The 23,352-nt window shown below is 63.0% G+C and carries 19 protein-coding genes; 15 read left to right on the top strand and 4 right to left on the bottom strand.

Features of this window, described 5'->3' with window-relative positions; all coding sequences use genetic code 11:
- Positions 1-7 precede the first annotated feature (7 nt).
- Complete coding sequence (locus BJP07_RS11170; RefSeq protein WP_071565919.1) at positions 8-202, top strand: hypothetical protein; 195 nt, start codon at positions 8-10, stop codon at positions 200-202.
- Between the two features lie 352 nt (positions 203-554).
- Here BJP07_RS11170 and BJP07_RS10985 read toward each other — a convergent pair whose 3' ends face one another.
- Positions 555-851 carry a hypothetical protein gene (locus tag BJP07_RS10985; RefSeq protein WP_071565918.1) on the bottom strand — a complete coding sequence of 99 codons (297 nt, stop codon included), beginning with the start codon at positions 849-851 and terminating at the stop codon, positions 555-557.
- Positions 852-1,808: 957 nt separating this feature from the next.
- On the opposite strand from BJP07_RS10985, the gene BJP07_RS11165 reads away from it, so the two are divergent.
- From BJP07_RS11165 to BJP07_RS02475, 8 genes are all read left to right on the top strand, one after another.
- Positions 1,809-1,973 carry a hypothetical protein gene (locus BJP07_RS11165; protein WP_177222500.1) on the top strand — a complete coding sequence of 55 codons (165 nt, stop codon included), beginning with the start codon at positions 1,809-1,811 and terminating at the stop codon, positions 1,971-1,973.
- A gap of 42 nt (positions 1,974-2,015) precedes the next feature.
- Positions 2,016-2,144 (top strand): hypothetical protein, encoded by a 129-nt coding sequence (locus BJP07_RS11415; protein WP_255364785.1) that lies wholly within the window; start codon positions 2,016-2,018, stop codon positions 2,142-2,144.
- A 137-nt stretch (positions 2,145-2,281) separates the two neighbouring features.
- Positions 2,282-3,181: a polyphosphate kinase 2 gene (gene ppk2 / locus BJP07_RS02510; RefSeq protein WP_070361875.1), complete on the top strand. Its 900-nt coding sequence runs from the start codon at positions 2,282-2,284 to the stop codon at positions 3,179-3,181.
- Positions 3,182-3,561: 380 nt separating this feature from the next.
- A complete protein-coding gene (locus BJP07_RS02505) occupies positions 3,562-4,347 on the top strand; it encodes an Abi family protein (protein WP_083584042.1) in 786 nt (261 codons plus the stop codon).
- Positions 4,348-4,830: 483 nt separating this feature from the next.
- Positions 4,831-10,602 carry a CshA/CshB family fibrillar adhesin-related protein gene (locus BJP07_RS11160; protein ID WP_177222499.1) on the top strand — a complete coding sequence of 1,924 codons (5,772 nt, stop codon included), beginning with the start codon at positions 4,831-4,833 and terminating at the stop codon, positions 10,600-10,602.
- Between the two features lie 5 nt (positions 10,603-10,607).
- Entirely contained in the window at positions 10,608-12,137 is a 1,530-nt protein-coding gene (locus tag BJP07_RS11290) for a SpaH/EbpB family LPXTG-anchored major pilin (protein ID WP_218160238.1), read from the top strand.
- 18 nt (positions 12,138-12,155) lie between these two features.
- On the top strand, positions 12,156-13,406 hold the full coding sequence (locus tag BJP07_RS02480; RefSeq protein ID WP_143109643.1) for an LPXTG cell wall anchor domain-containing protein: 1,251 nt from the start codon (positions 12,156-12,158) through the stop codon (positions 13,404-13,406).
- Complete coding sequence (locus tag BJP07_RS02475) at positions 13,403-14,251, top strand: class C sortase (RefSeq protein ID WP_071565911.1); 849 nt, start codon at positions 13,403-13,405, stop codon at positions 14,249-14,251. The genes BJP07_RS02480 and BJP07_RS02475 overlap by 4 nt, the downstream gene beginning before the upstream one ends.
- A 410-nt stretch (positions 14,252-14,661) precedes the next feature.
- Here BJP07_RS02475 and BJP07_RS02470 read toward each other — a convergent pair whose 3' ends face one another.
- Both BJP07_RS02470 and BJP07_RS02465 read right to left on the bottom strand, forming a co-directional pair.
- Positions 14,662-15,087: a MarR family winged helix-turn-helix transcriptional regulator gene (locus BJP07_RS02470; RefSeq protein ID WP_071565910.1), complete on the bottom strand. Its 426-nt coding sequence runs from the start codon at positions 15,085-15,087 to the stop codon at positions 14,662-14,664.
- A gap of 41 nt (positions 15,088-15,128) precedes the next feature.
- Complete coding sequence (locus BJP07_RS02465; protein WP_071565940.1) at positions 15,129-15,419, bottom strand: rhodanese-like domain-containing protein; 291 nt, start codon at positions 15,417-15,419, stop codon at positions 15,129-15,131.
- A 49-nt stretch (positions 15,420-15,468) separates the two neighbouring features.
- Between BJP07_RS02465 and BJP07_RS02460 the strand changes: the two genes are divergently transcribed.
- The 3 genes from BJP07_RS02460 (at position 15,469) to BJP07_RS02450 (ending at position 19,399) form a co-directional block, all read left to right on the top strand.
- The gene (locus BJP07_RS02460) at positions 15,469-16,176 is read left to right on the top strand and encodes a sortase (RefSeq protein ID WP_255365906.1); all 708 of its coding nucleotides are present in this window, start codon (positions 15,469-15,471) and stop codon (positions 16,174-16,176) included.
- Positions 16,177-16,282: 106 nt separating this feature from the next.
- The gene (locus tag BJP07_RS02455; RefSeq protein WP_071565909.1) at positions 16,283-17,038 is read left to right on the top strand and encodes a hypothetical protein; all 756 of its coding nucleotides are present in this window, start codon (positions 16,283-16,285) and stop codon (positions 17,036-17,038) included.
- Between the two features lie 9 nt (positions 17,039-17,047).
- The gene (locus BJP07_RS02450) at positions 17,048-19,399 is read left to right on the top strand and encodes a hypothetical protein (protein WP_143109642.1); all 2,352 of its coding nucleotides are present in this window, start codon (positions 17,048-17,050) and stop codon (positions 19,397-19,399) included.
- A gap of 506 nt (positions 19,400-19,905) precedes the next feature.
- Here BJP07_RS02450 and BJP07_RS02445 read toward each other — a convergent pair.
- A complete protein-coding gene (locus BJP07_RS02445; protein WP_071565907.1) occupies positions 19,906-20,382 on the bottom strand; it encodes an inorganic diphosphatase in 477 nt (158 codons plus the stop codon).
- An 89-nt stretch (positions 20,383-20,471) separates the two neighbouring features.
- On the opposite strand from BJP07_RS02445, the gene dacB reads away from it, so the two are divergent.
- The 3 genes from dacB (at position 20,472) to hpt (ending at position 23,335) form a co-directional block, all read left to right on the top strand.
- The gene (dacB, locus tag BJP07_RS02440; RefSeq protein WP_071565906.1) at positions 20,472-21,734 is read left to right on the top strand and encodes a D-alanyl-D-alanine carboxypeptidase/D-alanyl-D-alanine-endopeptidase; all 1,263 of its coding nucleotides are present in this window, start codon (positions 20,472-20,474) and stop codon (positions 21,732-21,734) included.
- Between the two features lie 2 nt (positions 21,735-21,736).
- Positions 21,737-22,648 (top strand): tRNA lysidine(34) synthetase TilS, encoded by a 912-nt coding sequence (tilS, locus tag BJP07_RS02435; protein ID WP_071565905.1) that lies wholly within the window; start codon positions 21,737-21,739, stop codon positions 22,646-22,648.
- A 78-nt stretch (positions 22,649-22,726) separates the two neighbouring features.
- Positions 22,727-23,335: a hypoxanthine phosphoribosyltransferase gene (gene hpt, locus BJP07_RS02430; RefSeq protein WP_177222497.1), complete on the top strand. Its 609-nt coding sequence runs from the start codon at positions 22,727-22,729 to the stop codon at positions 23,333-23,335.
- Positions 23,336-23,352: the final 17 nt, after the last annotated feature.

Here is a 23,352-nt window from a genome sequence, read left to right as displayed (position 1 = left end):
AACTCAAATGACGACACGCTATCCGCAGCGACGTAAAGACAAAGCGCACATTTCGTCAGTCGACCCTGAAATTGTTGCAGCCCTTTTGGAAGCTGCCGAAACTTCACGTCACCGTACAGATGAATTCATGGTACGTCGCTACCCTGAGGATCGTTCGAAAAATAGGTTTTGGAAATCGTATTTTCTGAAGAAGCGCGCGTAGCATTTTCGAACAACAACGTAGTGAGGAAGTAGCCACCGCGGGGATGGCGGGTACCCCACGAATCGTCGCGCTGTCTTGCCGATAACACCCTCCGGGTGTCAGTAATTCAGCTTCTTAACGATGTTGCTGCTGGGCGCCGGCCGGTGACGTGTTCTACTCAGTCAGACCTCGGGTGTGGTCATGCCTTCGCGGTGTTTGTCGATCGCGGACTCGCGAATGAAGACCCTAGGATCTCAACCACTTTGTTTAACAGGCGACCCCAATTTGCGTATCTCTGCGCTGGAGGTTTCTAAGTCGTAGATGGCGTCGTCAATGAGGCGGACTCATGCGCGGGGTGACTTGCGCTGTATGGCTATGTTTTGTTGCTGTGAAGTTCGGGTGAAAGTTCGGCCGCTAGCTCGTACCGAGAAAACCCTAATTGCTCGATGACTTCGTCGAGTTCTGTGCGGTTGCCTTTGTCGGTGGCGACGCGAACCAGCGCCAGAGTTGCGTCCTGAAGCGTTTCTCGGTCGCGGAAACGCTGTTTCAATTCGCTAGCGTCAACGACTTCGATGACAAATCTTCCGTGATGCGGAAGGGGAACGCGAGTGCGCTCCTCAGCAGACGAAACGGGTCCAGTGATGCTGGGCCGGGACGATTCAATAGACATGTTCAGAAAAGTGTATAGAAATCAGTGGAGTTGCAGGTGGGTACGTTCGCGTGACAGGGCTTTGGCTAGCTTTTGGACTGTGGTGTGGGGAGACATGAATCTCACGAAAAGACGTTATCCCTAGGCATTAGCTTTAAAAACGGATTCTCTGAGGTGTCAAAAAGCTCTGGAGCCTACGCGGCTCCAGGCGACAATGCTCCGGTAACCGGCCCGTCGCCACGCCAGCATATCCTCTTTTGCCACCATTAGTCATAGACGTGACCCACTAATAACAGCGTGATAGAGCTCCACATGCGAAACTAGGCAAAAAGAAAACCCGCCTCCGAGGAGAACGGGGAAACTATGTATCGGATTTTACACGATTGAAAAGGTTTGTCGAGACCGCACCAACACGAGCAACTGTTGTATCGACGACAGTGATTGGCATTTGCGGCCGGGCGAAAAATCTGGGCTAAGGTGGACATGCCAATCAACATGGCTTGGGGCGTTCGGTATTGCCGAACGTTCGCTAATGCCGAACGCTTTTTAGCTGGGGTGAGAGATCGTCGTGGCGGTGGGGTGGAAGCAAAAGCCGTAACGATCCGCGCTCAGCGAACTTTCAGAAATGGGGGACCGTGAAACAATGGTTCGGGTGTCGCTCCTACACAGGAAATGTACAGAAATGGTCGACGAATAGTTCGCGGCGGTTTCCATAAACGTATTTCGGCAGCTTAGGTAGCATTTATTGTTTTGTGGAGTGTGCAGGGGAAACTCGCCTGAATGTTTGCTGTCACGTCATGTATGTAAGGTACACGCGCCGGGTGCCCCTAATGTGAGGTGAATCATTCCTAAAAGCTTGACGTGAGCTAAAAATATGTGCAAAACTAACGGCTAAGACACACCAACATGGTGTGCATCCTTAAGAAATATAGACACGCGGGCATCCGCCCACAGTGTCAAGACCTGTAAGGGGTAAGTATGGATCTCGCAGTCATCACCGACGCGCTGAAGGACTTCAACACTTTCGCATCTGCAATCGTTAAGCTGTTCCGCGCTGTTCCTGATGTGCTTCTGCAGTTCGGTGGTCTCGGTGATAAGGCTAAGGACTTTTCCGGGGCGACCCAGGTTCCTTCCAAGAAGTAATTAACCGATAACAACAACCTTTGTGAAGAAAAGGAGTCTAACATGCAGGCACTCGAGAACTGGAAGTTCCTCTCGTCTGATGGTCACGTAGCAGGCGCTCTGCTCTCAATCCTGGGCAAGCTCGGCGACATCGCTGACGCTGTAGTGAAGCTTATCGGTCTGGTTTCCTAAGACCCCCTGATACAAACCCCGCCGCGAAACGTGGCGGGGTTTCCCTTTTGGGGATGCGTGGGAAAACGGGGGTGGCGTCAATAAATAAAAACCAACAATCAGCGCCGATTCAGGGGCAATGGGGTTAAGCTGGATACATGGCTGACCACAAGGATGACGAACTCCCAATGATCGACCTCGCCGCCGTAGAAGGCTGGATCGTCGACGACACCGATGAAGACGACCCGGCGCTGCTCATGCCGGACGGGACACCAATCGAAACCTGGCGCGAAAACTACCCCTACGAAGAACGCCTCAGCCGGAGCGAGTACGAAGAACAAAAACGTGCCCTCCAAATTGAGCTGCTGAAGTGGCAAAACTGGACCAAGGATACTGGTCAGCGCCACATCATTATCTTTGAAGGCCGTGACGCTGCCGGTAAAGGTGGCACCATCAAGCGCTTTAACGAGCACCTCAACCCACGTGGTGCGCGCACCGTCGCCCTGGAAAAGCCGAGCCCACGCGAATCCACCTCCTGGTATTTCCAGCGCTACATCCAGCACTTCCCGGCAGCCGGCGAAATCGTGTTCTTCGACCGCTCCTGGTATAACCGCTCCGGCGTCGAGCGCGTCATGGGCTTCTGCACCGAATCCCAACACGCCGAATTCCTCCGCGAAGTGCCGATGCTCGAGAACATGATCCTTGGCTCCGGCATCTCGCTGACCAAGTTCTGGTTCTCTGTCACCCAGAAGGAACAGCGCACCCGCTTCGCGATCCGCCAGGTGGACCCAGTGCGCCAGTGGAAACTGTCGCCGATGGACCTCGCATCCCTGGACAAGTGGGACGACTACACCAACGCGAAGGAAGAGCAGTTCCGCTACACCGACACCGACGAATCGCCGTGGATCACCATCAAGTCGAACGACAAGAAGCGCGCCCGCCTCAACGCGATGCGCTACATTCTGAGCAAGTTCGAATACACCAACAAGGATCATGATGTGGTGGGGACGCCGGACCCGTTGATCGTGAAGCGTGGGCGTGATCAGATCGGGGACTAGGGAGTAGGCCTATCTGGGAGGCAGCAACGGAAGGGTTGGGACTTTCCCGCTTTCCGTTGCTGCTTTTTGCTGGGGGTGCTTGGGACTGTGAGTTGGCTGGGCACCACGAACTTGGTGTGGGGTTTTTGGGGGCGGAGATTTCGTGCACGATGTCACTCGAGCCGCCTGATAGGTCCCCTGGGCCGACTTCTTGGGGTAGGGATAGCCATCACGAGCGGAGTCGGGATTTTGTGAACAGAATTGCGGATGGGAGTAATGCACTTAAGCCCCTAAGTCGGCCTTTCAATAGAGGTGCAACGCAAGAGGCCCCCAAAAGATTGGGGGCCTCAAGGATGGATGCACATGCGCATGGCATGTGCTCGCTAAGCTAAAATCTTAGCATGGCAAAAATTAGTATGCAAACTGCGGAAGAGTTTCTCAGCGTTCCGCGTCTTCAGCCTTACGTAGCAGCGATAGGGGCAGCTGGTGAGGATGCTGTTCTAGCTCTGTACCAGTGGGCCGTTGAACTGGAGGGTGCGTTTCATGCAACCCTCTGCGTTGTAGAAATTTCTTTACGAAACGCGATCGACCGTGAATTGCGAAGTTGGAATTCTCTACCCAACCCTTCGGGGGATACTTTCACAGAAGAATGGACGAAACTGGGGAATACTCGGGAGGCGCTTAAGACCTTGTTAGGGCCCTCTATCGGTACCGCTAGACATCATGCGCAAAGGGAGATCGAGCGTAAGTCTCCGAGAAACGGCCAAAGGGAACCTACGCATGACGATATTGTGGCTCAACTGACGTTCGGAAACCTTAGTTCTCTATTTTGTGCACCAGGGCGTGCGGAAGAATCAGAAGAGCGAGAACAACTGAGGCAAACGCTATGGGATGAGTGCTTAAAAAATGTGTTCCCAGATCGTGGCCAGCCCGTGGAGCGTCGAATCTGCAGCGACTTTAATGGTCGGCAGCGAATCGGTCGTAGCTTGGAGGCATTGCGACGTCTGCGCAATCGGGTCGCGCATCACGATTGCCTTTTGGAGGTTGATATCAAGAAATCCGTTGACAGTATTAATTCCGTGTTGGCAAAGCTGGATCCAGAATTGCCGCGTTTTGCAATGGAGAAAAGCCAACTGAGGCGTTTACGCCGCGAAGACCCAAGGAGGCTCAATTCGATTGAGCTCTAGAAAGAGACCGTGAACAGTGAGTCAATCCGTGTAATGTGGCTTGGGGCAACTTATAAAATCGCTGATTTGCGTGGTCGTTAGCTAAACTAGTGCAGCTTAGGTGTTCGGGTTCGTCACAGGTGTTGAAGGAGCAGTCCATGAACGCACGAACGGCGAGGAGCGAGGCGCATGACAGGGTGTTAGCTCGCTCCAGTGACGGTCAGGTAATTCGGGAGGCGCGAGTTTACAATCCAGCAGAAAACCTGGAGAAAGCTTGGTTGCAGGTAGGGCAGGCGCTGCGGCAAGCAATAGACTCCCAGCGAAAGATGATGTTTTAGAAGGCAAGAAGCGCCCACCCAAACGCAAACGCCCACCGCCATTAACCTGGCGATTCTTAAGACCTTGTAAGTATTGCTGTTCTCTCCTCGAGCACGGTACGATTGCGGTGTTTTACACCAATAGAAGTATCCATAGAAGCTGGAGCACAGCAAAAAGGGCGGTTTCATGACAACAGCGGGTTGGCCAGGATTTGGCGAACCGCCTCGGCTGCGACGAGCCGCAGCGGCAGTAATTGTGTCCATGCTGCTCGCGCTGGTTACGGTGCTCGGAGGTCCTGGAGGCCTCGGAGGTCAAAGCTCAGCGAGCGCCGCGGAAGCCAACGGTCGCGTCAATATTGGGGACTGCTCGTTTCGTAAGGCGGACGGGGACGCCAAGAAGTGGGCGAACCAGATGTGCTGGATTGATGCGTCGGATATTGCGAAGCCGGGGACGCACAATGTGACGAAGCGTTTCGGGGATTACACCCTGACGTACACGGTGACGGTGGAGGCTTCGGATACGGGGGCTGGGTCGAATAAGGGCAGCTTGTCGGCGGGGCAGCAGCCGCCGTGGAGCCGGGCCGCGTTCGGGAACCAGATTGCGGGCCAGTCGTTTTTCGTTGCGGAGACGGGGGCTACCGCGAATGACATTTTCCAGACGGAGAAGAACCGCTTCGTGCGCCTTTCGTTCCGTGACGTGAAGTTCACGTACCGCGGGCAGCCGTTGCCGTCGTTTCGGATGATGGTTGCGGATGCCGAGTCGACGGGCAGCGTGCTCGGCGGCGAAATGATCAGTGTGGATATCTCCAACTCGGGCGGCACGGGTACCGTCAATCCGCCGATTAAGCTGACGCCGAACGGCAGTCGTGAGGCATGCCGGAAGACGTTTGGGGCGGGCGTCGAGAGGAATCAGTGGCAGTGGGCCGACATGGGCGGCAAGAGGCGTGACTTCATCTGTGATAACGACTCCGGCGGCACCTACGGCACGTTTCTTGTTGGGTTGGATTCGCCGACGGCGTTTGAGATCGGGATTGCGTCGAACTCGGGCGGTACGGCACGCTTCCCGGACCCGCGCGGCAACCAGGCGTTCGCGATGGCCATCGCGCTGAACCGCATTTCTACCCAGGCAGGCAAGGAGCTGGGCACTGCGGACACGGCGGCGCAGCAGGCGTTTACCGGCCAGGCTGAAAAGCCAGTGACCAGGATTTTCACCCAGGATGGGCAGCAGCGCAACTGGATTGAACCCGTCGGTGGGTCGAGCACTACCCCGGTACTGCGCCGCCTGAACGCGGCGGGCGTGCCGGAGGATTCTGTCGGGCTGCAGTCGACGATGGGTGGGAAGGAGCTGGCGTTTCGTCGTTACTCCCCGGAGTGGACGTGTAGCGCGATTTCCGCTGACGGCGCCACGGACACCTTCGTGTACGAGCCGGGGACTGGGGAGAATCAGGCCCCGGTGCGTTTGACACACAACGGTGTGCCTCTGAGCCGCGCGGATGCGGAGCGCAGTGGCATTTGGTTCCGGGAAAACCGCGCGGAGGGCGTCTCCGAGGTGCAATTCGCGAACAAGGAAAACCGGGAAATCAACTGCAACGTGCACTGGAAGTCCCGCTTCGCCTCGGCATCGCTGGAGCTGAACAAGCGGGTCACCGGCACGGCGGGCAACTACGCGGAGCTCAGCGGTAAGAAGTTCACCATCGACTACGCGTGCACGGCCCCGGAGGGGTTCAAGGCCGCGTACCCGGGCGTGAAGCTCAGTGGGTCCCGCGAGGTGCAGCCGGGCTCTCGCCAGCTTGTCGACGGCCTGCCAGCCGGCGCGACGTGCACCCTCAAGGAAACCGCGCCTGCGGCGGTGTCGGGCGCGGACCTGGATCTGCGGTGGAATGGCACCGCCCACGGCACCCCGAACCAGGGCAGCGCGCAGCATACGTTGACGCTGCAGCCGGATACCGCGCCCGCGGCTGTTGAGGCGGAGAACCAGTACACGGCGCGGACTGCGACGCTGCGGTTGCGTCATGTGGTGCAGGGCCCGGCGGCCACGGACGCGTTGAAGAATCAGGAATTCACGTTTGAGCTCAGTTGCCCGGCCACCAATGCGCCTGCGCGGCAGATCACGGTCCGCGGCGGCGCCCCGGTGACGGTGGATGGTGTGCCACGCGGGCAGGATTGCGTGTTGCGCCCCGTCGAAGGGCTGACAGCGGAGCAGCAGAAGTACATCAGCCTGACCAGCAGGGATGTCACCGGTGCCACCCAGCAGCAGGACGGGCTGGCGCTGCGCCTGCCCGCGACCGGGCCTGCGACCGCCGAGCCGGTGGAAATCCGCAGCACCTACGACTACCGCACCGCCGATGTGCAGGTGCACCAGGTGCTTGCGGGGCCGGCGGGTGCGTTGCCGTCCGTGACGGGCCAGGGTTTCAGCGCGAACTACGCGTGCACGGCCCCGGACGCGACGAAGCGCACCGGCACTGTGACGCTGACTGACGGCCACGCCGTCATCCCGAAGATGCCGGTCGGTTCCACGTGTACCCTGAGCCCGCAGGAGCCCACTGCGGCTCCCGGCGAGGGCCCAGTGCGCACGTTCGAGCTGCAGAGCACGACCGTCGCGCCGCAGACGTTGACGGTCGGCGATGGGCAGGCGGACGCATTCACCATCACCCGTACTTACGACTACAAGTACGGCACCGCACAGCTTTCCAAGGCAGTGACTGCCAACGGGGTGCGCGGCCTGCCCGCGAATTACACGTTCAACTTCGCGTGCGGTTCCCGCAACGTCGTGAGCAATGGCACGGTCGAGGCAATCAAGCTGGAGGGCACCGCAACGGTCGCTCCGGGTGCGCCCGTCACGCTGAAAGTGGGAGATCCGCGTGTCGACGACGGCCCCGGCGCCACCATGCGCGTGCCCTACGGCAACACCTGTACCTTCACCGAGGATCGCCCCCAGCTGCCCGGCGGCGTGAACTGGGACACTGACGTGGATAACGTGGCGCTGACCATCACCGGCGCCACCAACACCGCCACCGTGACCAACACGTTTACCCCTGCCGGCAACGGGCTGACCATCACGCAGCGCTACACCGGGGAGCAGGCACTGTACCCGAAGGTGGGCGTCGATTATCAGTTGAGCTGCGGTGCATTCCAAGAGACCTTCCAGCTTGCCGACGGCGCCCAGCGCACCTTCACCGCCGCCGAAATCCCCGCAGGCACCCAGTGCACCCTTGCGCGGCGCAGCCCGGTGGACACGCAACGCACCAACAGCAAGGGCGTGGACTACCCGATCACCCACACCACGGTGGGCCACTACGCGCCGGGCGGCGAGCAGGCCACAGAGCTGGCGCCTGGCGTGGCGTTTACGGTCGGAGACCGCGCCACGTTGGCCATGGAGGACGAGTTCGCCTACCAGCGCGCCACCCTCACCGGGGTCAAGCGCGTGCGGTTCGACCCGGCGACCAAGGACCTGATCGCGTCTGCGAAGCAGGAGGCGTGGCTCGGGCGGGAGTATCCGGCGTCGCTACGCTGTGTGCTGCCGGACGGCACGCCGGGGGCGTCATTGCAGGCGTCGGTGCGCAACGGCGTGGTGTTTACCCAGGGCGACCTGGTGGTGGGCAGCAGCTGCACCGTCGCGGAGAACCCCCTGACCCCGGAGCCGGGCATCCACATGGCGGCGACGACCGCCGTGGACGGCACACCGGGCAACACGTTTACCGTCGCGCGGGCTGGTAATTCGGTGGAGTTCATCAACACGTTCTCCCGCCGCGTCACCGACGCAACCGTGCGCACCGGCGTGGTGCTGCCGGGGACGACGCGTCAGGACTATGAGGCCGCCGGTAAGGCGCTCGGCGCGGTGCTGCCCGCCCACCCGGTGACGCTGGTGTGCTTCGACGGCGACGCCGAATTGCTCCGCCGCAGCGCCACCGTCGACGGCGAAGGCGCCGTCAGCGTGGCAGGCGTGCCGGTTGGCGCGGCCTGCACGGTCGAGCTTGGCGGGTATGCGCCGCTGGACCTCCAGGCGGACACCCCGGAGGGCCCGCTGCGGGCCACCATGCTGCCGGACGCGGTGGACTGGACCGTCAGCCGCCCGGATCCGACGCTGGCGACGGGCAAGCCGCTCGAACAGGGGAATGAGGCGGCGGTTGCTCCTGCGTTCGTGGTCGAAGAAGACCCCGCGGCCAACGTCGTGCGTGCTACCAGCCGCTACGTGTACCAGACCGCGCCGCTGAAGCTGCGCAAAGACATCGAAGGCAATCCCTCGGACATGCGACTGCTCGGCGAGGCGAACACGATGCGCTTCGCGCTGCAGTGCCGGGCGCTCGGCACCGAGTTGACCAGTGTGGAAGGGCTGCCGCTCCAGCTGCAGCCCGGTGATTTCACGGCGGTTGACGGCGGGCTGCGCTACGTCTCTGCAGGCGGTGCGGAGTCCGCGGTGCCGGTCGGTGCGCACTGTCGCCTGCGCGAAATCGCGGTAGACAACGTGCCCGCCCAGCTCACCGTGGCCGCGGCCCACCCCAGCGTGGAGGCCGACGTCACCACCCAGGGCGCAGAGCTGCACCTGGTGAACAAGGTAAGCCGACGCACCACCAACCTGCAGGTAGCGATGCGCCAAACTGGGTACCTCCACGGCGCGGACCCCGCAGGCTACACGGGCACGCTCGTGTGCAAAGACGGCGACACCACCCTGGCCACCCGACCAGTCCAGTTCAGCCTGGCCGAAGTCCCCGAGCGCCCGCTGCCCGGCGCGGACGCCGTGCCGGTGACCGGGCTGCGCACCGTGGAGGTGCCGGCGGGGACCTCGTGCACCCTGACCGTGGATGCCGCGGCGGCGCTCAGCGCGCGTGGCGAGCTTGAGGTGTCCGCGGGTGATCGTCGCCCGTACCTCGGCTTCGCCGCCTGGCACAACGGCGCCTACAACGGCCCGGATACCACCGTGGACGGCGTCGCCCCGCAGGACGTGCGAGCCAAGCAGTACGAATACGCAGTTGACGTCGCCGCCGACGCCCCGGACACCACCGCGGCTGACCCGGCGGTGGTCGTCGGCGTGCAGGCGCACCACCCGCGGGCAACCGTGGACGTCGCGCTGACGAAGCAGGCTGCAGGCGCCCCCGACGCAGAAGCCACCTACACCTTCCGCGCTAATTGCGGCGACGGCACCCGCGAGCCGTTTACCCTGCGCGCCGGGCAGACCCACGTGCTGCGGAACGTCCCCGTGGGCAGCGAGTGCACCGTGGAGGAAGAGCAGGCGAACGGGACGTACACGTTCGCGCTGACCTCCCGGGGAGCCAAGTTGGGGGAGGGCTTTCTGCCTGAAACCGGCACGCCGACCGTGGCGTTTAAGGTGCTCGCCCCCAAGGCCGCCGACACCACCCGCGCGGGCGACGCCTGGGCGGCGACCGCGCTGAACAAGTACGCCAGCGTGGCCCTCGACAAGCGCATCGCGGGCACCCCGCTGTCCGGCGTCACCAACGTGGTGGATACCGCCCTGTTGCCGGATCACGCCACCACCATGGACATCACCTACGAGCTGACCAACACCGGCCAGTTCGACCTGTCCAACATGGTGCTGCGCGATCCGGCTCTGGCGGGGATGACGGTGCGCACGCCCGGCGGCCCGCGCACCATCGGCGAGCAGGGCACCATCCCCGCCGCCGCATGCGAGGCGGTGCGGGCGGCGCTGGCGCCGGGCCAGTCCGCAACCTGCGCCGTCACGGTGGACATCCCCGCGGAAGGAACCTTCCGCCACCGTGGCACCGCGACGCTGCAGGCGTCGGCGGGCGCCCTCGGGGTGGTCAGCGCCGAATCCACGTACGGGGCGCTGCGGGTGCCGTCGACCATTGGCTGGTTGTTGCCAGATACCGGCCGCACTACACTCGTGTGGATTCTGCTGCTTGGCCTGCTGCTCTTTGGCTTCAGCGCCCGTCGCTTCCTTACAGAGACTTCAACCTCAACAACTCCAACAACAGAAAGTTAGATACCATGAAACACATCATTTCCCGCACAGCACTTGCGGTATCCACCGCGGCCGCGGTCGCGTTCGTTGGGCCGGTCGGCGCCTCCGTCGTAGCGACGCTGCCAACCGCCGTCGCCCAGGCGCAGGTCGATGTCAACCGCGCCACGAAGCTGACGATCAAGAAGTACGAGGGCGAGCCGGTCGGTGAGAACGGCACGCTTGACGGCATGAAGACCATCAAGGGCGTCACCTTCAAGGTGGAGCGCATCGCCACCGCCCCGCTGAACACCGCGAAGGGCTGGGAGGACGTTGCCGCAGCCGGGGAGAAGAAGGTCTCCGAGTTGCAGGCGGACCCGAACTTTACTGCGAAAGAGGTAGCAACCAACGGTGACGGCGAGGCCATCTTCGAGGACCTCGGCGTGGGCCTCTTCCGCGTCACCGAGCTGCGCGCCGAGGGCGCCAAGCACTCCGTGGCGACCCCGTTCCTGCTTACCCTCCCGGCATTTGAAAAGGGCGTGGCGCAGTACGAGCGCACCATCAGCCCGAAGAACCAGATCTTGGAGCCGAAGAAGTCGCTCATCAGCGAAAACATCACCCTGGGAGATAACGCCCGCTACCGTATTGACGCCCCCATCCCAGCGTTCGGCCCGAACCCGGAAGGTGACCAGCTGAGGGTCGTCGATACGCTGGCGGCGAACCTTGAGTGGTCGCAGGCCGCGCACCCCGTGCAGGTGCAGGTGCTGAAGTCCGCGGACGACAAAAACCCGGAGCCCCTTGCCGCCGGCACCCACTACACCGTGGCCGACAACGGCGACAACACCGTGACCGTGGAGTTCACCGAGGCTGGCCTGCAGAAGCTGCGTGAGCTGCGCGCCACCAACCCCGGCCTGACCGTGCGCACCGAGTTCGACGCGAAGCTGGTCAAGCTGCCTGAGAACGGCACGATCGACAACACCGCGCAGGTGTACTACTCCAACGACGATCAACCGCACAACACCACCCCAACCGACGACCCGAACGACGGAAAGACGACGCTGAACTTCGCCAAGGTTGAGGTGACCAAGCTGCTGAACAAGCAGGCCAAGGACGGCGACAAGAATGGCGCCGGCGCCGAGTTCCAGATCTTCACCTGCACCAAGCAGAAAGACGGTTCCTGGAAGGTGGACGAAGGCACTGCTGCCCAGCGCGTCGTCATCAGCGGCAAGGTGGAAACCACGCTGAAGGCCGACCAGACCGTCGCCGAAGGCCAGGAGAACGCCGGGGCCGCCCTGGCGAAGGCCGAAGGCCTCAACCTGACCAAGAAGGACAGCAAGTTTGCCGACTACTGCGCCGTAGAAACCAAGGGCGTGTCCGGCTACCTGAATAACCCGGAGCCACAGCCGTTGAACTACGACGAAACCACCAAGACGCTCAGCGGCAGCGTGAACAACGTCAAGGACAACCTGTTCGGCCGCCTGCCAGCAACCGGTGAGCGCACCATGCTCATCATCCTGGCGCTTGGCGTGGTCCTCTTCGGCGGCGGCGCTGTCTACCAGCTGCGCTCCCGCAAGGCATAAGTAGAGGAGCACACAGCGGTGAGAAACCCGGGGACTGCGATGGCGGTGGCGCTGGCCGTAACGGTCGGCGTTGCCGGCGTCGGCATGCCTGCGTTCGGGCCACCCGCCGCGGTGGCCGCGGCACCGGGCAGCGTCACGGTGGACCTTCGCGCCGCCGCAGGTGTCGACGGCCTGGACACCATCGGGGAGCGCACCGTCACCGCCTCACGCATCACCACCGTGGACATGAGTACCCAGGCCGGGCGCGAGTCGCTGGCGACCCTCGACGTCCCCGCACTGCTACGCACGCAGCCCGACACGATCGTCGAAGTCGCCACCGCGCGCACCAGCGGCGGACGCGCCACCCTCGACGGCCTGCAACCCGGCGCGTACCTCTTCACGCTTGGCGACACTGAGGCGAAAGCGGCGTCGCAAGTCTTCTTTGCGCCCTTCGTGGTGCCAGTGACGGGCGGCTCCCCGCGCACCGTGGAACCGAAAGCCCAGCACCTCAACGTGGCGCTTACAGCCAGCCGCCAGCGTGTTCACCCCGGCGAGGACGTCACCCTCACTGTGCGCGGCGTTGCGCCCAACCCGTCTCTCGACGGCACCATCGGCCACTACGAGCTCACCCTGACGCTCACCGGAAACCTGGCGTTTGATGGGGACCCCACCGTGCGCATCAACGGGGCGGCGCTCAGACCAGGCGATGTCGCCTTCCACCGCGAAGGCAACCGCCTGCGCGCAGTCCTGACCAAGTCTGGCCTGCAGAAACTCGCGCGCGCCCGCGCCGCCGACGCCAGCACTACCGTCACGCTCGAGCAGCGTACCCGCGCCACCGCGGAAGGCACCGCAGGTGCCGACGCCACCCTCACCACCGACGGCATGGACCCCGAACGCAACCACGTCACCGTGCGCGCCGCCCACGCCGACGTGCTCATCGAGGCACCCGCGCAGCAGGGCTCCTCCAAGGGGGATCGCCGCTGGCTGTGGGGGCTCCTCGGGCTGCTGCCACTCGTGCCACTGCTGCCGGGGCTGCCAGGGCAGGCGGGCTCGTCGGGTACGGCCCCGGCTGGACCATCGCCGACAGGTCCAGCACCGAAGACGACCACGCCGGAAACGCCGAAACCTACAACCGAAGCGCAGCCTTCACAGGACGGCCCGCGCGGGCGCCTCGGCCAAGTACTCGCCTATACCGGCGCCAACGTCATCTGGCTCGCGCTGCTCGCCCTCGCCCTGATCGTTGCGGGATGGTTGCTGGCGCGTCGAAAAGAAGACGAGCAGGAACAGTGAGCCAACCCGCCCGCAAACGCGCCGGAAACCTCATCTCGCTCATCGGGCTGATCCTCGGCGCGCTCCTGCTGCTGTACCCAATCGTGGCCACACTCGCCACCAACGAACAGCTCCGCCGCCAAGCCGACGCCTACAGCGAACACACCACCAACCTCAGCGCCGAAGAACGCGACGCCCAACTCGCCCGCGCCCGCGACTACAACCAACGGCTCCTCGCCACCGGCACACACGCACGCCCACCCTCAACAAACGACCCCGACATGCCCGACTACCTGGCACAACTCAACCTGTCAGGCTCTGGGGGCATCATGGCACGCATCCGCATCCCCGACATCGGGGTGGACCTGCCCGTCTACCACACCACCGCACCCCACGTACTCTACGAAGGCGCAGGCCACATGTTCGGCTCCACCCTGCCCATCGGTGGCGACGGCGCCAACTCCGTCATCACCGCCCACACCGGCATGGTCAACGCCGCCATGTTCGACGCCCTCCCCACCCTCAAACCAGGCCAAGACATCTACATCGACGTGATGGGGCAGCGGCTGCGCTACCAAATGGTCAGCCGCGAAATCGTCAAACCGGACCAATACCAGGCAGTGCGCTACCAGCCGGGGGAAGACCGCCTCACCCTGATCACGTGCACTCCCTACGGCCTGAACACCGATCGGCTGCTCGTCCACGCCGAGCGCGTCCCCCTCGACCCCGACGCCCCCGAACCGCAGGTCACCGGCCTGGGAATTAGCTGGTGGATGATACTCGTGGCCTTGATCGTGTTGGTGGTGTTGCTGCTGATCCTGTGGCGCTGGTGGAAGCGTAGGCGCCGGGAGACTGGGCTGGGGTAGTTGGGGGTTGGCGTGGCACCAAATTCCTACACGCAGGGGTCGCGACCTGGGGAAATTCCCCGGGTGTGCGTTGGAAAGAGGGAATTTGGTGCGCATAGGCGTTGGGGTGACACCAAATTCCCACGCTCACAATCTGCGACCTGGGAAAACGCGACGGCACCTCTTCCAAAAGAGGGAATTTGGTGCATAGATGGGGGAGCGAGTGACAAAGGGCGCAATCTTGTCGGCAGACTCCGGCAAAAGCCCAGGTCGTGAAAATTGGGCTGCGTCCTTTGTCACTCGGGGTGGCGGGGCAGACACCAAATTCCCTCCTGCGAGCCACGTGAACTGGGGGAACGCGGAACCTTCCCCAGAAATCAAGGAATTTGGTGCGCGCAAGTCTGCAGCCCCCCAAGCAACCCAACCAAGAACTACAAAATCGCCTGCGACAGCTTCCGCAGGTTCTTGAGCTGCTTGTGGTTGGCGGCGTCGAGGGCTCGCTCCTCGGCGGCGGCCACTTCGTCCGCGAGTTTGGTCAGCGCTTTGCCGCCTTTCTCGGTCGCGGTCACGATTTGGCGGCGGCGGTCATTTGGGTCGCGTTCGCGTTTGACCCACGCGTGTTTTTCCAGGCAGTCGATGAGGCGGACCATGTCGGAGGCGTCGATGGCGAGGAGCTCGGAAAGCTGGGATTGGGAGCGTGCTTGCTCGGATACGCAGCTGAGCACCCAAAACTCGCGCATGGAGGAGTCGTGCTTCGCCAGGGTGCGCTCCACCTCATCTTTGGTGTGTCTGCGCACTCGTTCGATTTGGAACGATGGCGAGGTAGTCAGCGCCTCGGGGAGTTCAATCGTGGCCATAAGTCCAGAGTATAGGGCTGCTGGCCAGGAAGGAAACTGTGCTACTCGGTGGGCAGGCCGTTGGCGACCCACTCCATGGTGCCGCCTTCGACGTTGATGGGTTCCCAGCCGTGGACCTGTTCGAGGTACTCGCATGCGCGCGACGAGCGCCCGCCGGAGCGGCAGATGACGTAGATGTCCTGGTCGGGGTCGATCTTGTCGGTGAGTGTGGTCAGTTCGCTTAAGGGTAGGTTGGTGGCGCCTGCTGCGTGGACTTCTGCGTATTCTTCGGGCTCGCGGACGTCGATAAGCTGGGCGTTTTCGGGGACTTTGTTGACGTTGATGGATTGCATGTGCGCGATTGTAGCGGAAGTGTCGGGTGCGTCGGCTACGATTTCCACTATGCGTACGTCTCCTCGAACTCGCCCGCCTCAGTGGGTGTTTTGGGTGCGCCGGGTTGCGGCGTTGCTGCTGCTCGTGGTGCTCGTTTCGCTGCCGGTGAGGTGCGGTAAGAAGGAGGCACCTGCGCCCGAGCCCTCAGCGGTGCCCCTAGCGGAGGCTCCTGCAGCACTTGGGCAGTCGCAGCCGTTGGAGATGTTTATTCCCTCGGTGGGGCTTCGCGCGCAGTTCGAGGAGGGCCCGTGTCGCGTGCGCGCGGACGCCCTTGATCCCGCCACATTAGATAAGGCATGTGTGTATACGGCGTCGGATAGGCCGTATTCGCTGCCGGGGCCTGAGGCTAAGGACCTGGTGGTCGTTGCTGGTCACACGGGTGCAGGTGTGCATGGGGTCTTTGACCAGCTTTTTGACGGCTCCTCCGACCATCACACCGTCCAGGTGGGGGACATGCTCTACCTGCGTACCGCCGACTCCGAGGCGGCTGGCGGGAAGTGGTTGTCTTATCGCGCGACTGACCTGCATGACCCGGTGAAGGAGGTCATGGCTAGCGATGTTGATATTTGGGGCGATGGTCCGCGACCGGGGCGCCTGCTCACGATCTCTTGTATTCAGCCGCGCAACGTTTTGGCGGACTCGGTTCGCAATGCGGTGATTGGGTGGCAGTTTGCATCGGTGCTGGATGCGCCGCCGACCGAGACCGGCGCAAAGTAACTGAAGTTTTTTGTGTAAACACTTGTGACTGGGGTGAAGTGCGTCTACAGTGGGGGCTAAACCATGAAGTAAGACTTGAGACTTCATGTTGAGTAAAGGAGCCCCAATGAAGCGCAACACCGTTTTGGCCGCCGTCATGACCGGCGCGCTCGCAACCGCCATCGTCCCCATGGCACAGGCGCAGGACGTCCCGCTGCCAGCCGTGACCCACGACATCAACGGTGCCGAATACTTCCTCACCCAGGACGGCACCCACTACGTGCCGGACCGCAACCTGGTCAACATCGCGTTCGACCAGCTTTCGGCCGCTGACCGTGAGCGCGCAGTGGACGTGGCCAAGGCGGCTGTCGCCGGGCTTATCGACGCCCCCTCCGCTCCCGAGGTAACGACCCCTGTCGAGCAACCAGCTCCGACCGGCGACCACCAGGACGTCCTATTCACCGCCGAGGACATCGACCCGAACAACCCGGCACCGGCGGCTGCTGGCCTGATCGCGCTGCCGGCAGTGCTCGCCATCGGTGGGCTGACGTACTACCTCAACGCTGACGGCAAGACCTACGTCACCGACCTGGCGCGCATCAACGAGCCGCCAACCGACGCCGAGGTGAAGGACTCCAACTCGCTCCTCGCGGAAAACGCCGCTGAGGTCGCACGCCAAGGCCTGGCAACCTCCAAGGCTGCAGGTCAGACGCCTGTCGAGGTGCAACAGCAGGCCGCCCCGGCGCAGGCCCCAGTTGCGGAGCAGCGCGGTATCGCAGCTGAGACCGGATCCAACACCCTGGTTCGGGCACTGTTTGCGTTGGTGGTGGCGTCGATAATTGGTGCGGCCGTCTTTGCGTACGGGCGCCGATACCTCATATAGTAATCCCTTGTGAAAACTCGACGTGTCCTTGCTGCAGTATGTTCTTTCTCCCTGATGCTAGGGGGCACGACGCCCGCATCCGCGCACGTCGATGTAAAGTCGGATGGCTCTGAATGTCGGGCACTGAAGTCGCAGTTTCAGCGCGGGCAGAAGCTCGACATCACACGCTTTACATTCCCGGGTGACCACAACACGGGCATCCGCAACAACACCCTCTACCTGTACGACACCACCGGCCACCACGCCGACATCGAATACGCCGCGAACCTGTGGGTCGACGCCGTGCGCGCCCGCGGCGGATACCTGGACATCAAGTTCATCGACAACAAAACGCCCGAGGCCGTCAGCGTAATCGTCGACCCGAACCTGCCGGTGCTCGGCCGAGTCACCGGCGGCGGGCCGACCCTCACTGTACGGATCAGTCCAAGGATGTTCGGTCGCTACGTTGAACCGAAAAGCCGCATCATGACCATCGCCCACGAAATGGGCCACGCGATGGCGCTCGCGCACAGCTGCGACAACCTCCTCATGGTCTCCGGGTACTCCAGCAAGCCCGGCGTGGTGCCGCAGCCTCTCGACGCCGAAATCCTCATCCTGCGCAACAACCTGCGCCAGAAGCCGACGCCAACTCCTTCACCTGAGCCATCGCCTGAGCCTTCACCTTTGCCGCCGGTGGTGACGACGACGATTTCCGAGCGCCCGAAACCGACGCCAACTACCTCGTCTTCTTCGTCTACCTCGACGACGCCAACTACCTCGGCGCCGAGCCAGCCGTCCCTCCCAGACCTGCCACCGCTGCCGATGCCCACCATCCCGAGCGCCCAGCCGCTGCCAACGACCACGGTCACCTCGACGGCGCCGACTATCTCCTCTTCTTCGGCCCTTTCCTCTTCGTCTTCGTCGTCGACTTTGACGCAGCCTTCGTCCCCGAAGCCGTCGCCGACAGGGGAAACACACCGAATTGTTTTGCCGGAGTACGTCGCGCCGCCGAAGCCTTCCACTGAGGCCGAGGGCAAGCGCATCGTGGACGAGACGGTAAGGGAGTTCGTTGCTGCACAAGACGCACTCAACCAAGCCGAGAATTTCGCGGACCGAATCATTTCACAGGAGCGTGTGAAAAATGCTCGCCGAGCTTTCCAAGAAGCGCAAGACAACCTAGAGGTGCTGCGGCAACAACTCGCGAGCGAGACCTCCACGCCACCGACGTCCGCCCCACGAACAACCACAACCACGCCTACGAGTACGACCACGTCTGCAACCGCTTCCGCGCAGCCATCGGTGTCCGCCCCGCGGACAACCACGAGCAAGCCGACAACATCAAACCCGTTGACTACCGTTGCGCCGACCACGTCGACGACTTCCGCGCAGCGGACAACGCCGACAGTGGGGCCGTCGACAAGTGTGGAGACCTCCACCTCAACTACAGGGTGCTGTCCGAACTGTGGCGCTACCACCCCGCAGTTCGAAGCGCCGACCTACGTGCCTGCCGTGAAACCGCGCACCGTTGAGGAAGCGCGCGCCGTGCTCGCTGCCGCAACTGCGGAACATGAAAAGGCCGAGGACCGCATGACCTTGGCTCGACGGACGAAGTACGCGCCGATCATAAACGAGGCGCAAGCTGACCTCGACCGCACCTTCTTCCGCGTCAAGGAGGCGCAGAAGAACCTGGACGAGCTGCTGGCAAAGGAGCCGACGCCAACAACCACGGACGTCACCTCTTCTGCTGCGCCATCGTCGGTGACTACTTCGGTCGCACCATCTCTGACCACATCAGAGGTTTCGACGCCCACTTCCGCAACGACTTCCGCAGAAGCGCCGAAGGCGTCCGTCCCGCGGACAGCCGAAACGACTTCGGCTACTTTGTCGACGACTTCGGTGGAGCCTTCCGCGGAGCCTTCGACCTCGGAGGCACCGAAGGCGTCCGCCCCGCGGGCAACCGAAACGACTTCGGCCGCCCCGTCGAGCGAGTCCATCGAGCCTTCGACCTCGGAAGCTCCGAAGGTGTCCGCCCCGCGGACAACCACACCAACCACTACGCTGGTTGAGCCCGCGCCAGAGTCTCCAACAACGTTGACGACGACGGCATCTTCGTCGAAGACCGAGTCGGCTACCACGTCCGAGTCCGCCGCGCGGACAACGGAGGAGACCTCGGAGCCAGAGGTGGGGACGTCGACAAGTGAGCCGACACCCGAGCCGAGCGTCCCTGCGCCCGCTACCTGCGCGAAGGATGGTTCCTCAAGTGGATCCTCCGAGAATTGCGAAGGCAGCTCGAAGGGCGGCATCATCGCGGCGATCCTGGTGCCACTGCTCGCGTTGCTGGGTGCGGCGGCGTTCTGGGCGAAGGATCACCTCAAGTTCTAGCCGCTCGTGGTACATAGATTGCGGAGCGAGTGACACCAGATTCCCCTACGCGCGCTCGGCGACCTGGGGAAATGCCTTGGGTTGCTCGCGGAAATCCCGGGATTTGGTGCGCATAGGCTTTTGATAGACACCAGATTCCTCAATTTCGAGGAGAGCGGGTTGGAAAGGCCCAGGTCGTTGGAAGTCCGTGATGGAATTTGGTGCACAGATTGGGAAGCGAGTGACAAAGGACGCCTGCCCCCCGATTACGGCAAAACCCCAGGTCGTGAAAAAGGGGGGTTGCGTCTTTTGTCACTGGCTGAGCAGGGCAGACACCAAATTCCTTCACACAGCACCAGCGACCTGGGAGAACTCGACGGCGCCCTCCCGAAAAGCAGGAATTTGGTGCACGGTCAAGCAAGGACCAAGCAAGGACCAAGCAAAAACCCCAAGAAAAAGCCGCCCAGGACAACCCGGGCGGCAAACCATAAGGCGCTAAGAACCTCAAAGGCTTCAGAGGCAGCAGACTACTTCTCGTAGTTGTCGATGGAGGCCTGCAGGATCTTCTCGGCCTCTGCCTTGTTGCCCCAGCCGGAACCGGAGACTTCCTTGTTTGGTTCGAGGTCCTTGTAGTGGACGAAGAAGTGCTCGATTTCGTCCTTGAGGAACTGGGAGACGTCGTCGATGTCCTGGTAGTGGTCGTAGCGGACGTCGTCGATGACGCAGAGGAGTTTGTCGTCGCCGCCGGCTTCGTCGGTCATTTTGAAGACGCCGATTGGACGTGCCTTGACGATGACGCCTGGGAAGACGGATTCGGGGAGGATGACGAGGGCGTCCATTGGGTCGCCGTCGTCGGCGAGGGTTTCGTCGATGAAGCCGTAGTCGAGTGGGTAGGCCATCGGGGTGAACAAGTAGCGGTCGAGGTAGACCTTGCCGGTCTCGTGGTCGAGTTCGTACTTGTTGCGGGAACCCTTCGGGATTTCGATGGTGACTTCGACAGCCATGTGCGCTCCTTTTGTAGTCGCGTTGATAGTAGCGGTACTTATCATACGGGGCTGCGTCGCTGTGTGGGTTTGGGCTACGCTTATGCGCCGTGAAGCTTTGGACTTGGATTGTTGGTGGCGTGGCGTTAATTGCGGTGGGGGGCGCGGCTGGTTTCGGTGTGGCGGCGCAGCAGGAGCTGGGCCGGATTGAGCACGCCCCGGCGTATCAGTTGCCGCAGACGGAGCCGGTGTTGGTGCCGGCGGTGCCGCGCCCGGTGGATGTCCAAGCGTTGCAGGCGCGTCTCGCGGAGCTTGCGGAGGATCCCGCGTTGGGTACGTTCCATGCGCGCGTGTCGGATGGCAGCACGGGTGAGGTGTTGTTTGACCGGTTGGCGGGGGAGGCGTTGCGTCCGGCGTCGACGACGAAGATTTTGACGGCTGCGGCGGCGGTGTTGGAGTTGGGGGCGGATGACAGGATCGAGACGCAAGTGGTGCGCGGGGAGCAGCCGGGGTCGGTCGTGATCAAGGCCAACGGTGACGTGTGGCTCGATGCGGAGGCCATCGAACAGCTCGCCGGGCAGCTGGGAAACCAGCAGGTCACCGCCGTATTCATTGACACCAGTGCGTGGGAGGACCAGCCGTCTATGATGCCGGGCTGGGACCCCGTGGATATCGATGGTGGTTTCGTCGCGCCTCTGGAGCCGGCGATGCTTTCGGGCGGTCGGCTGAATGGGGAGACGGAGGGGGACGTGCCGCGCTCGCATACTCCGGCGTTGGATGTGGCGCAGGCGCTCGCGGACCGCGTGGGCGCGCAGACGGTGGGTCTGGGCCCGGCTCCGGCGGAGGCGGAGACGTTGGCGCGGGTGGAGTCGCCGGACTTGGTGCAGCGTCTGCACATGATGATGAAGGAGTCCGACAACGTCTATGCGGAGGCGATCGGCAGGGAGGTTGCGGCCCACGTAGGTATCGACGCCCCCTCCGCCACCCTGCACGTGTTGGCGGAGCACGGCTTCGACACGGGCGGCATTACGTTGGTGGATAGCTCTGGCCTGTCGGTGGATAACCGGATTACGCCGCGCATGTTGGACAGCATCCTGAGCGACGCCACCCAGCACGAGCAGCTGCGCCCGATGCTGGACGCACTGCCGATTGCCGCCGGCGACGGCACCCTGGCGACCCGCTACGGGGATCTGGCCGGGCGTGGTTGGGTGCGCGCGAAGACGGGCACCTTGGACGAGACGTCGGGGCTGGCGGGCACGGTGACGGCGGAAAGCGGCAACGTGTACACGTTTGCGTTGCTCTCGAACGACTCGGACATTCTGGAGGCGCGCCGGGCGATGGACATGTTCGCGTCGGCGCTGCGGGAGTTTTAACGATGGAGCCGTTCTGGCCCCGGCGCAGCCCCCACTTTTTGGCGTGTCGCCGCGCGGTGCGCGGGTGGACGGGGCCTGCGGTGATTGGGCTGTCGGGCGGGGCGGACTCGTTGGCGCTGGTGGCGGCGGCCGCGGCGGAGCGTTTGGACGTGACGGCACTGGTGGTGGACCACGGATTGCAGGAGGGCTCGGCGCAGGTTGCCGGGCGCGCCGCGGAGCAGGCGCGGAACTTTGGGGTGGCTGCGGATGTCGCAACCATCCAAATCACACCAACCGGCAAGGGCACCGAGGCCGACGCCCGGCAGGCCCGCTACGCGGCCCTGTTCGGGCACGCTGGCCCCGACCGTGACGTGTGGACAGCCCACACCGCCGACGACCAGGCCGAAACGCTGCTGTTGGGGGCACTGCGCGGCAACCCGGCGGGGATGTCCCCGCGGGCGGGCCGCCTGGTGCGCCCGCTGCTGCATGTCCGCCGCGCGGACACCGAAGGCGCCTGCGCCGAACTGGGGGTGACCCCCTGGCAGGACCCGATGAACCAGGATGAGCGTTACCGGCGTGTAGCGCTGCGCCACCGGGTGATCCCGCTGCTGGAGGAGATCGTCGGCGGGGAGGTCGTGCCTGCCCTGGCGGGCACGGCGGACCGGATCGCGGAGGCGTCGGTGCAGCTGCAACGCATCACCCCGGCCACAAGCACAAACTCGGACACGCTGGACTGCGCGGAGCTCGCAACCCTTCCGCCGGTGGTGAGGAGGGCGGTGGTGGCGGAGTGGATCGTCGAAAAGCGGGGAGAGGTCAAAGGTGCCCACCTGGCGACGATTGAGGCGCTGGTGACGAACTGGCGGGGGCAGGGCGCGGTGCATCTCGGCGGCGGGGTGCGGGTGGCGCGGCGCGACGGAAAACTCGAGTTCGTCTAAATGGTTGTCCAAGGTGGCGTGAAAGTGGCAAGATGATGAACTGATGCCAACCGAGACGGTCTTGAGAAAGGGCACCCGATGACCGAGCTGTATGACAAGAAGGATTTCAACGTTGCGCCACACCGCTACGGAGACGACGTGGAGGCGGTGTTGATCCCTGAGGAAGACCTGCAGCGGCGCATCCAAGAGCTGGCCGACATGGTCTCCGAGAAGTACCGCGACGCCGAGCAGGACCTGGTGCTCGTGTGCGTGCTCAAGGGCGCGGTGTTCTTCTTGACGGACTTCGCCCGCAAGCTCACCATCCCGTGCGAGATGGAGTTCATGGCGGTGTCCTCCTACGGTAGCTCCACCACGTCTTCGGGCGTGGTGCGTATTCTGAAGGACCTGGACAAGGAGATCGAAGGCCGCGACGTGCTCGTGGTCGAGGACATTATCGACTCCGGCCTGACCCTGTCCTGGCTGCTGAAGAACCTGTCGGGCCGCAACCCGAGGAGCCTCGAGGTGATCACGCTGCTGCGCAAGCCTGAGGTGCAGAAGGCCAAGATTGAACTTCTCGACGTCGGCTTCGACATCCCGAACGAGTTCGTTATCGGCTACGGCCTGGACTACGCCGAGCGCTACCGCGACCTGCCGTACGTGGGCACGTTGCACCCCCGCGTCTACTCCGACGCGCCTGAGGACATCTAATACACACAGAAGAGCTG

Source organism: Corynebacterium sp. NML130628 (genome assembly GCF_001875665.1).
GTDB lineage: Bacteria > Actinomycetota > Actinomycetes > Mycobacteriales > Mycobacteriaceae > Corynebacterium.
This window is presented reverse-complemented; position numbering and strand designations above follow the sequence as displayed.

Bases quoted from the DNA above. Each gene is read 5' to 3' on its own strand.
- BJP07_RS11170 (WP_071565919.1), top strand. From the start codon at position 8: ATGACGACACGCTATCCGCAGCGACGTAAAGACAAAGCGCACATTTCG.
- BJP07_RS10985 (WP_071565918.1), bottom strand. From the start codon at position 851: ATGTCTATTGAATCGTCCCGGCCCAGCATCACTGGACCCGTTTCGTCT.
- BJP07_RS11165 (WP_177222500.1), top strand. From the start codon at position 1,809: ATGGATCTCGCAGTCATCACCGACGCGCTGAAGGACTTCAACACTTTC.
- BJP07_RS11415 (WP_255364785.1), top strand. From the start codon at position 2,016: ATGCAGGCACTCGAGAACTGGAAGTTCCTCTCGTCTGATGGTCACGTA.
- ppk2 (WP_070361875.1), top strand. From the start codon at position 2,282: ATGGCTGACCACAAGGATGACGAACTCCCAATGATCGACCTCGCCGCC.
- BJP07_RS02505 (WP_083584042.1), top strand. From the start codon at position 3,562: ATGGCAAAAATTAGTATGCAAACTGCGGAAGAGTTTCTCAGCGTTCCG.
- BJP07_RS11160 (WP_177222499.1), top strand. From the start codon at position 4,831: ATGACAACAGCGGGTTGGCCAGGATTTGGCGAACCGCCTCGGCTGCGA.
- BJP07_RS11290 (WP_218160238.1), top strand. From the start codon at position 10,608: ATGAAACACATCATTTCCCGCACAGCACTTGCGGTATCCACCGCGGCC.
- BJP07_RS02470 (WP_071565910.1), bottom strand. From the start codon at position 15,087: ATGGCCACGATTGAACTCCCCGAGGCGCTGACTACCTCGCCATCGTTC.
- BJP07_RS02465 (WP_071565940.1), bottom strand. From the start codon at position 15,419: ATGCAATCCATCAACGTCAACAAAGTCCCCGAAAACGCCCAGCTTATC.
- BJP07_RS02460 (WP_255365906.1), top strand. From the start codon at position 15,469: ATGCGTACGTCTCCTCGAACTCGCCCGCCTCAGTGGGTGTTTTGGGTG.
- BJP07_RS02455 (WP_071565909.1), top strand. From the start codon at position 16,283: ATGAAGCGCAACACCGTTTTGGCCGCCGTCATGACCGGCGCGCTCGCA.
- BJP07_RS02445 (WP_071565907.1), bottom strand. From the start codon at position 20,382: ATGGCTGTCGAAGTCACCATCGAAATCCCGAAGGGTTCCCGCAACAAG.
- tilS (WP_071565905.1), top strand. From the start codon at position 21,737: ATGGAGCCGTTCTGGCCCCGGCGCAGCCCCCACTTTTTGGCGTGTCGC.
- hpt (WP_177222497.1), top strand. From the start codon at position 22,727: ATGACCGAGCTGTATGACAAGAAGGATTTCAACGTTGCGCCACACCGC.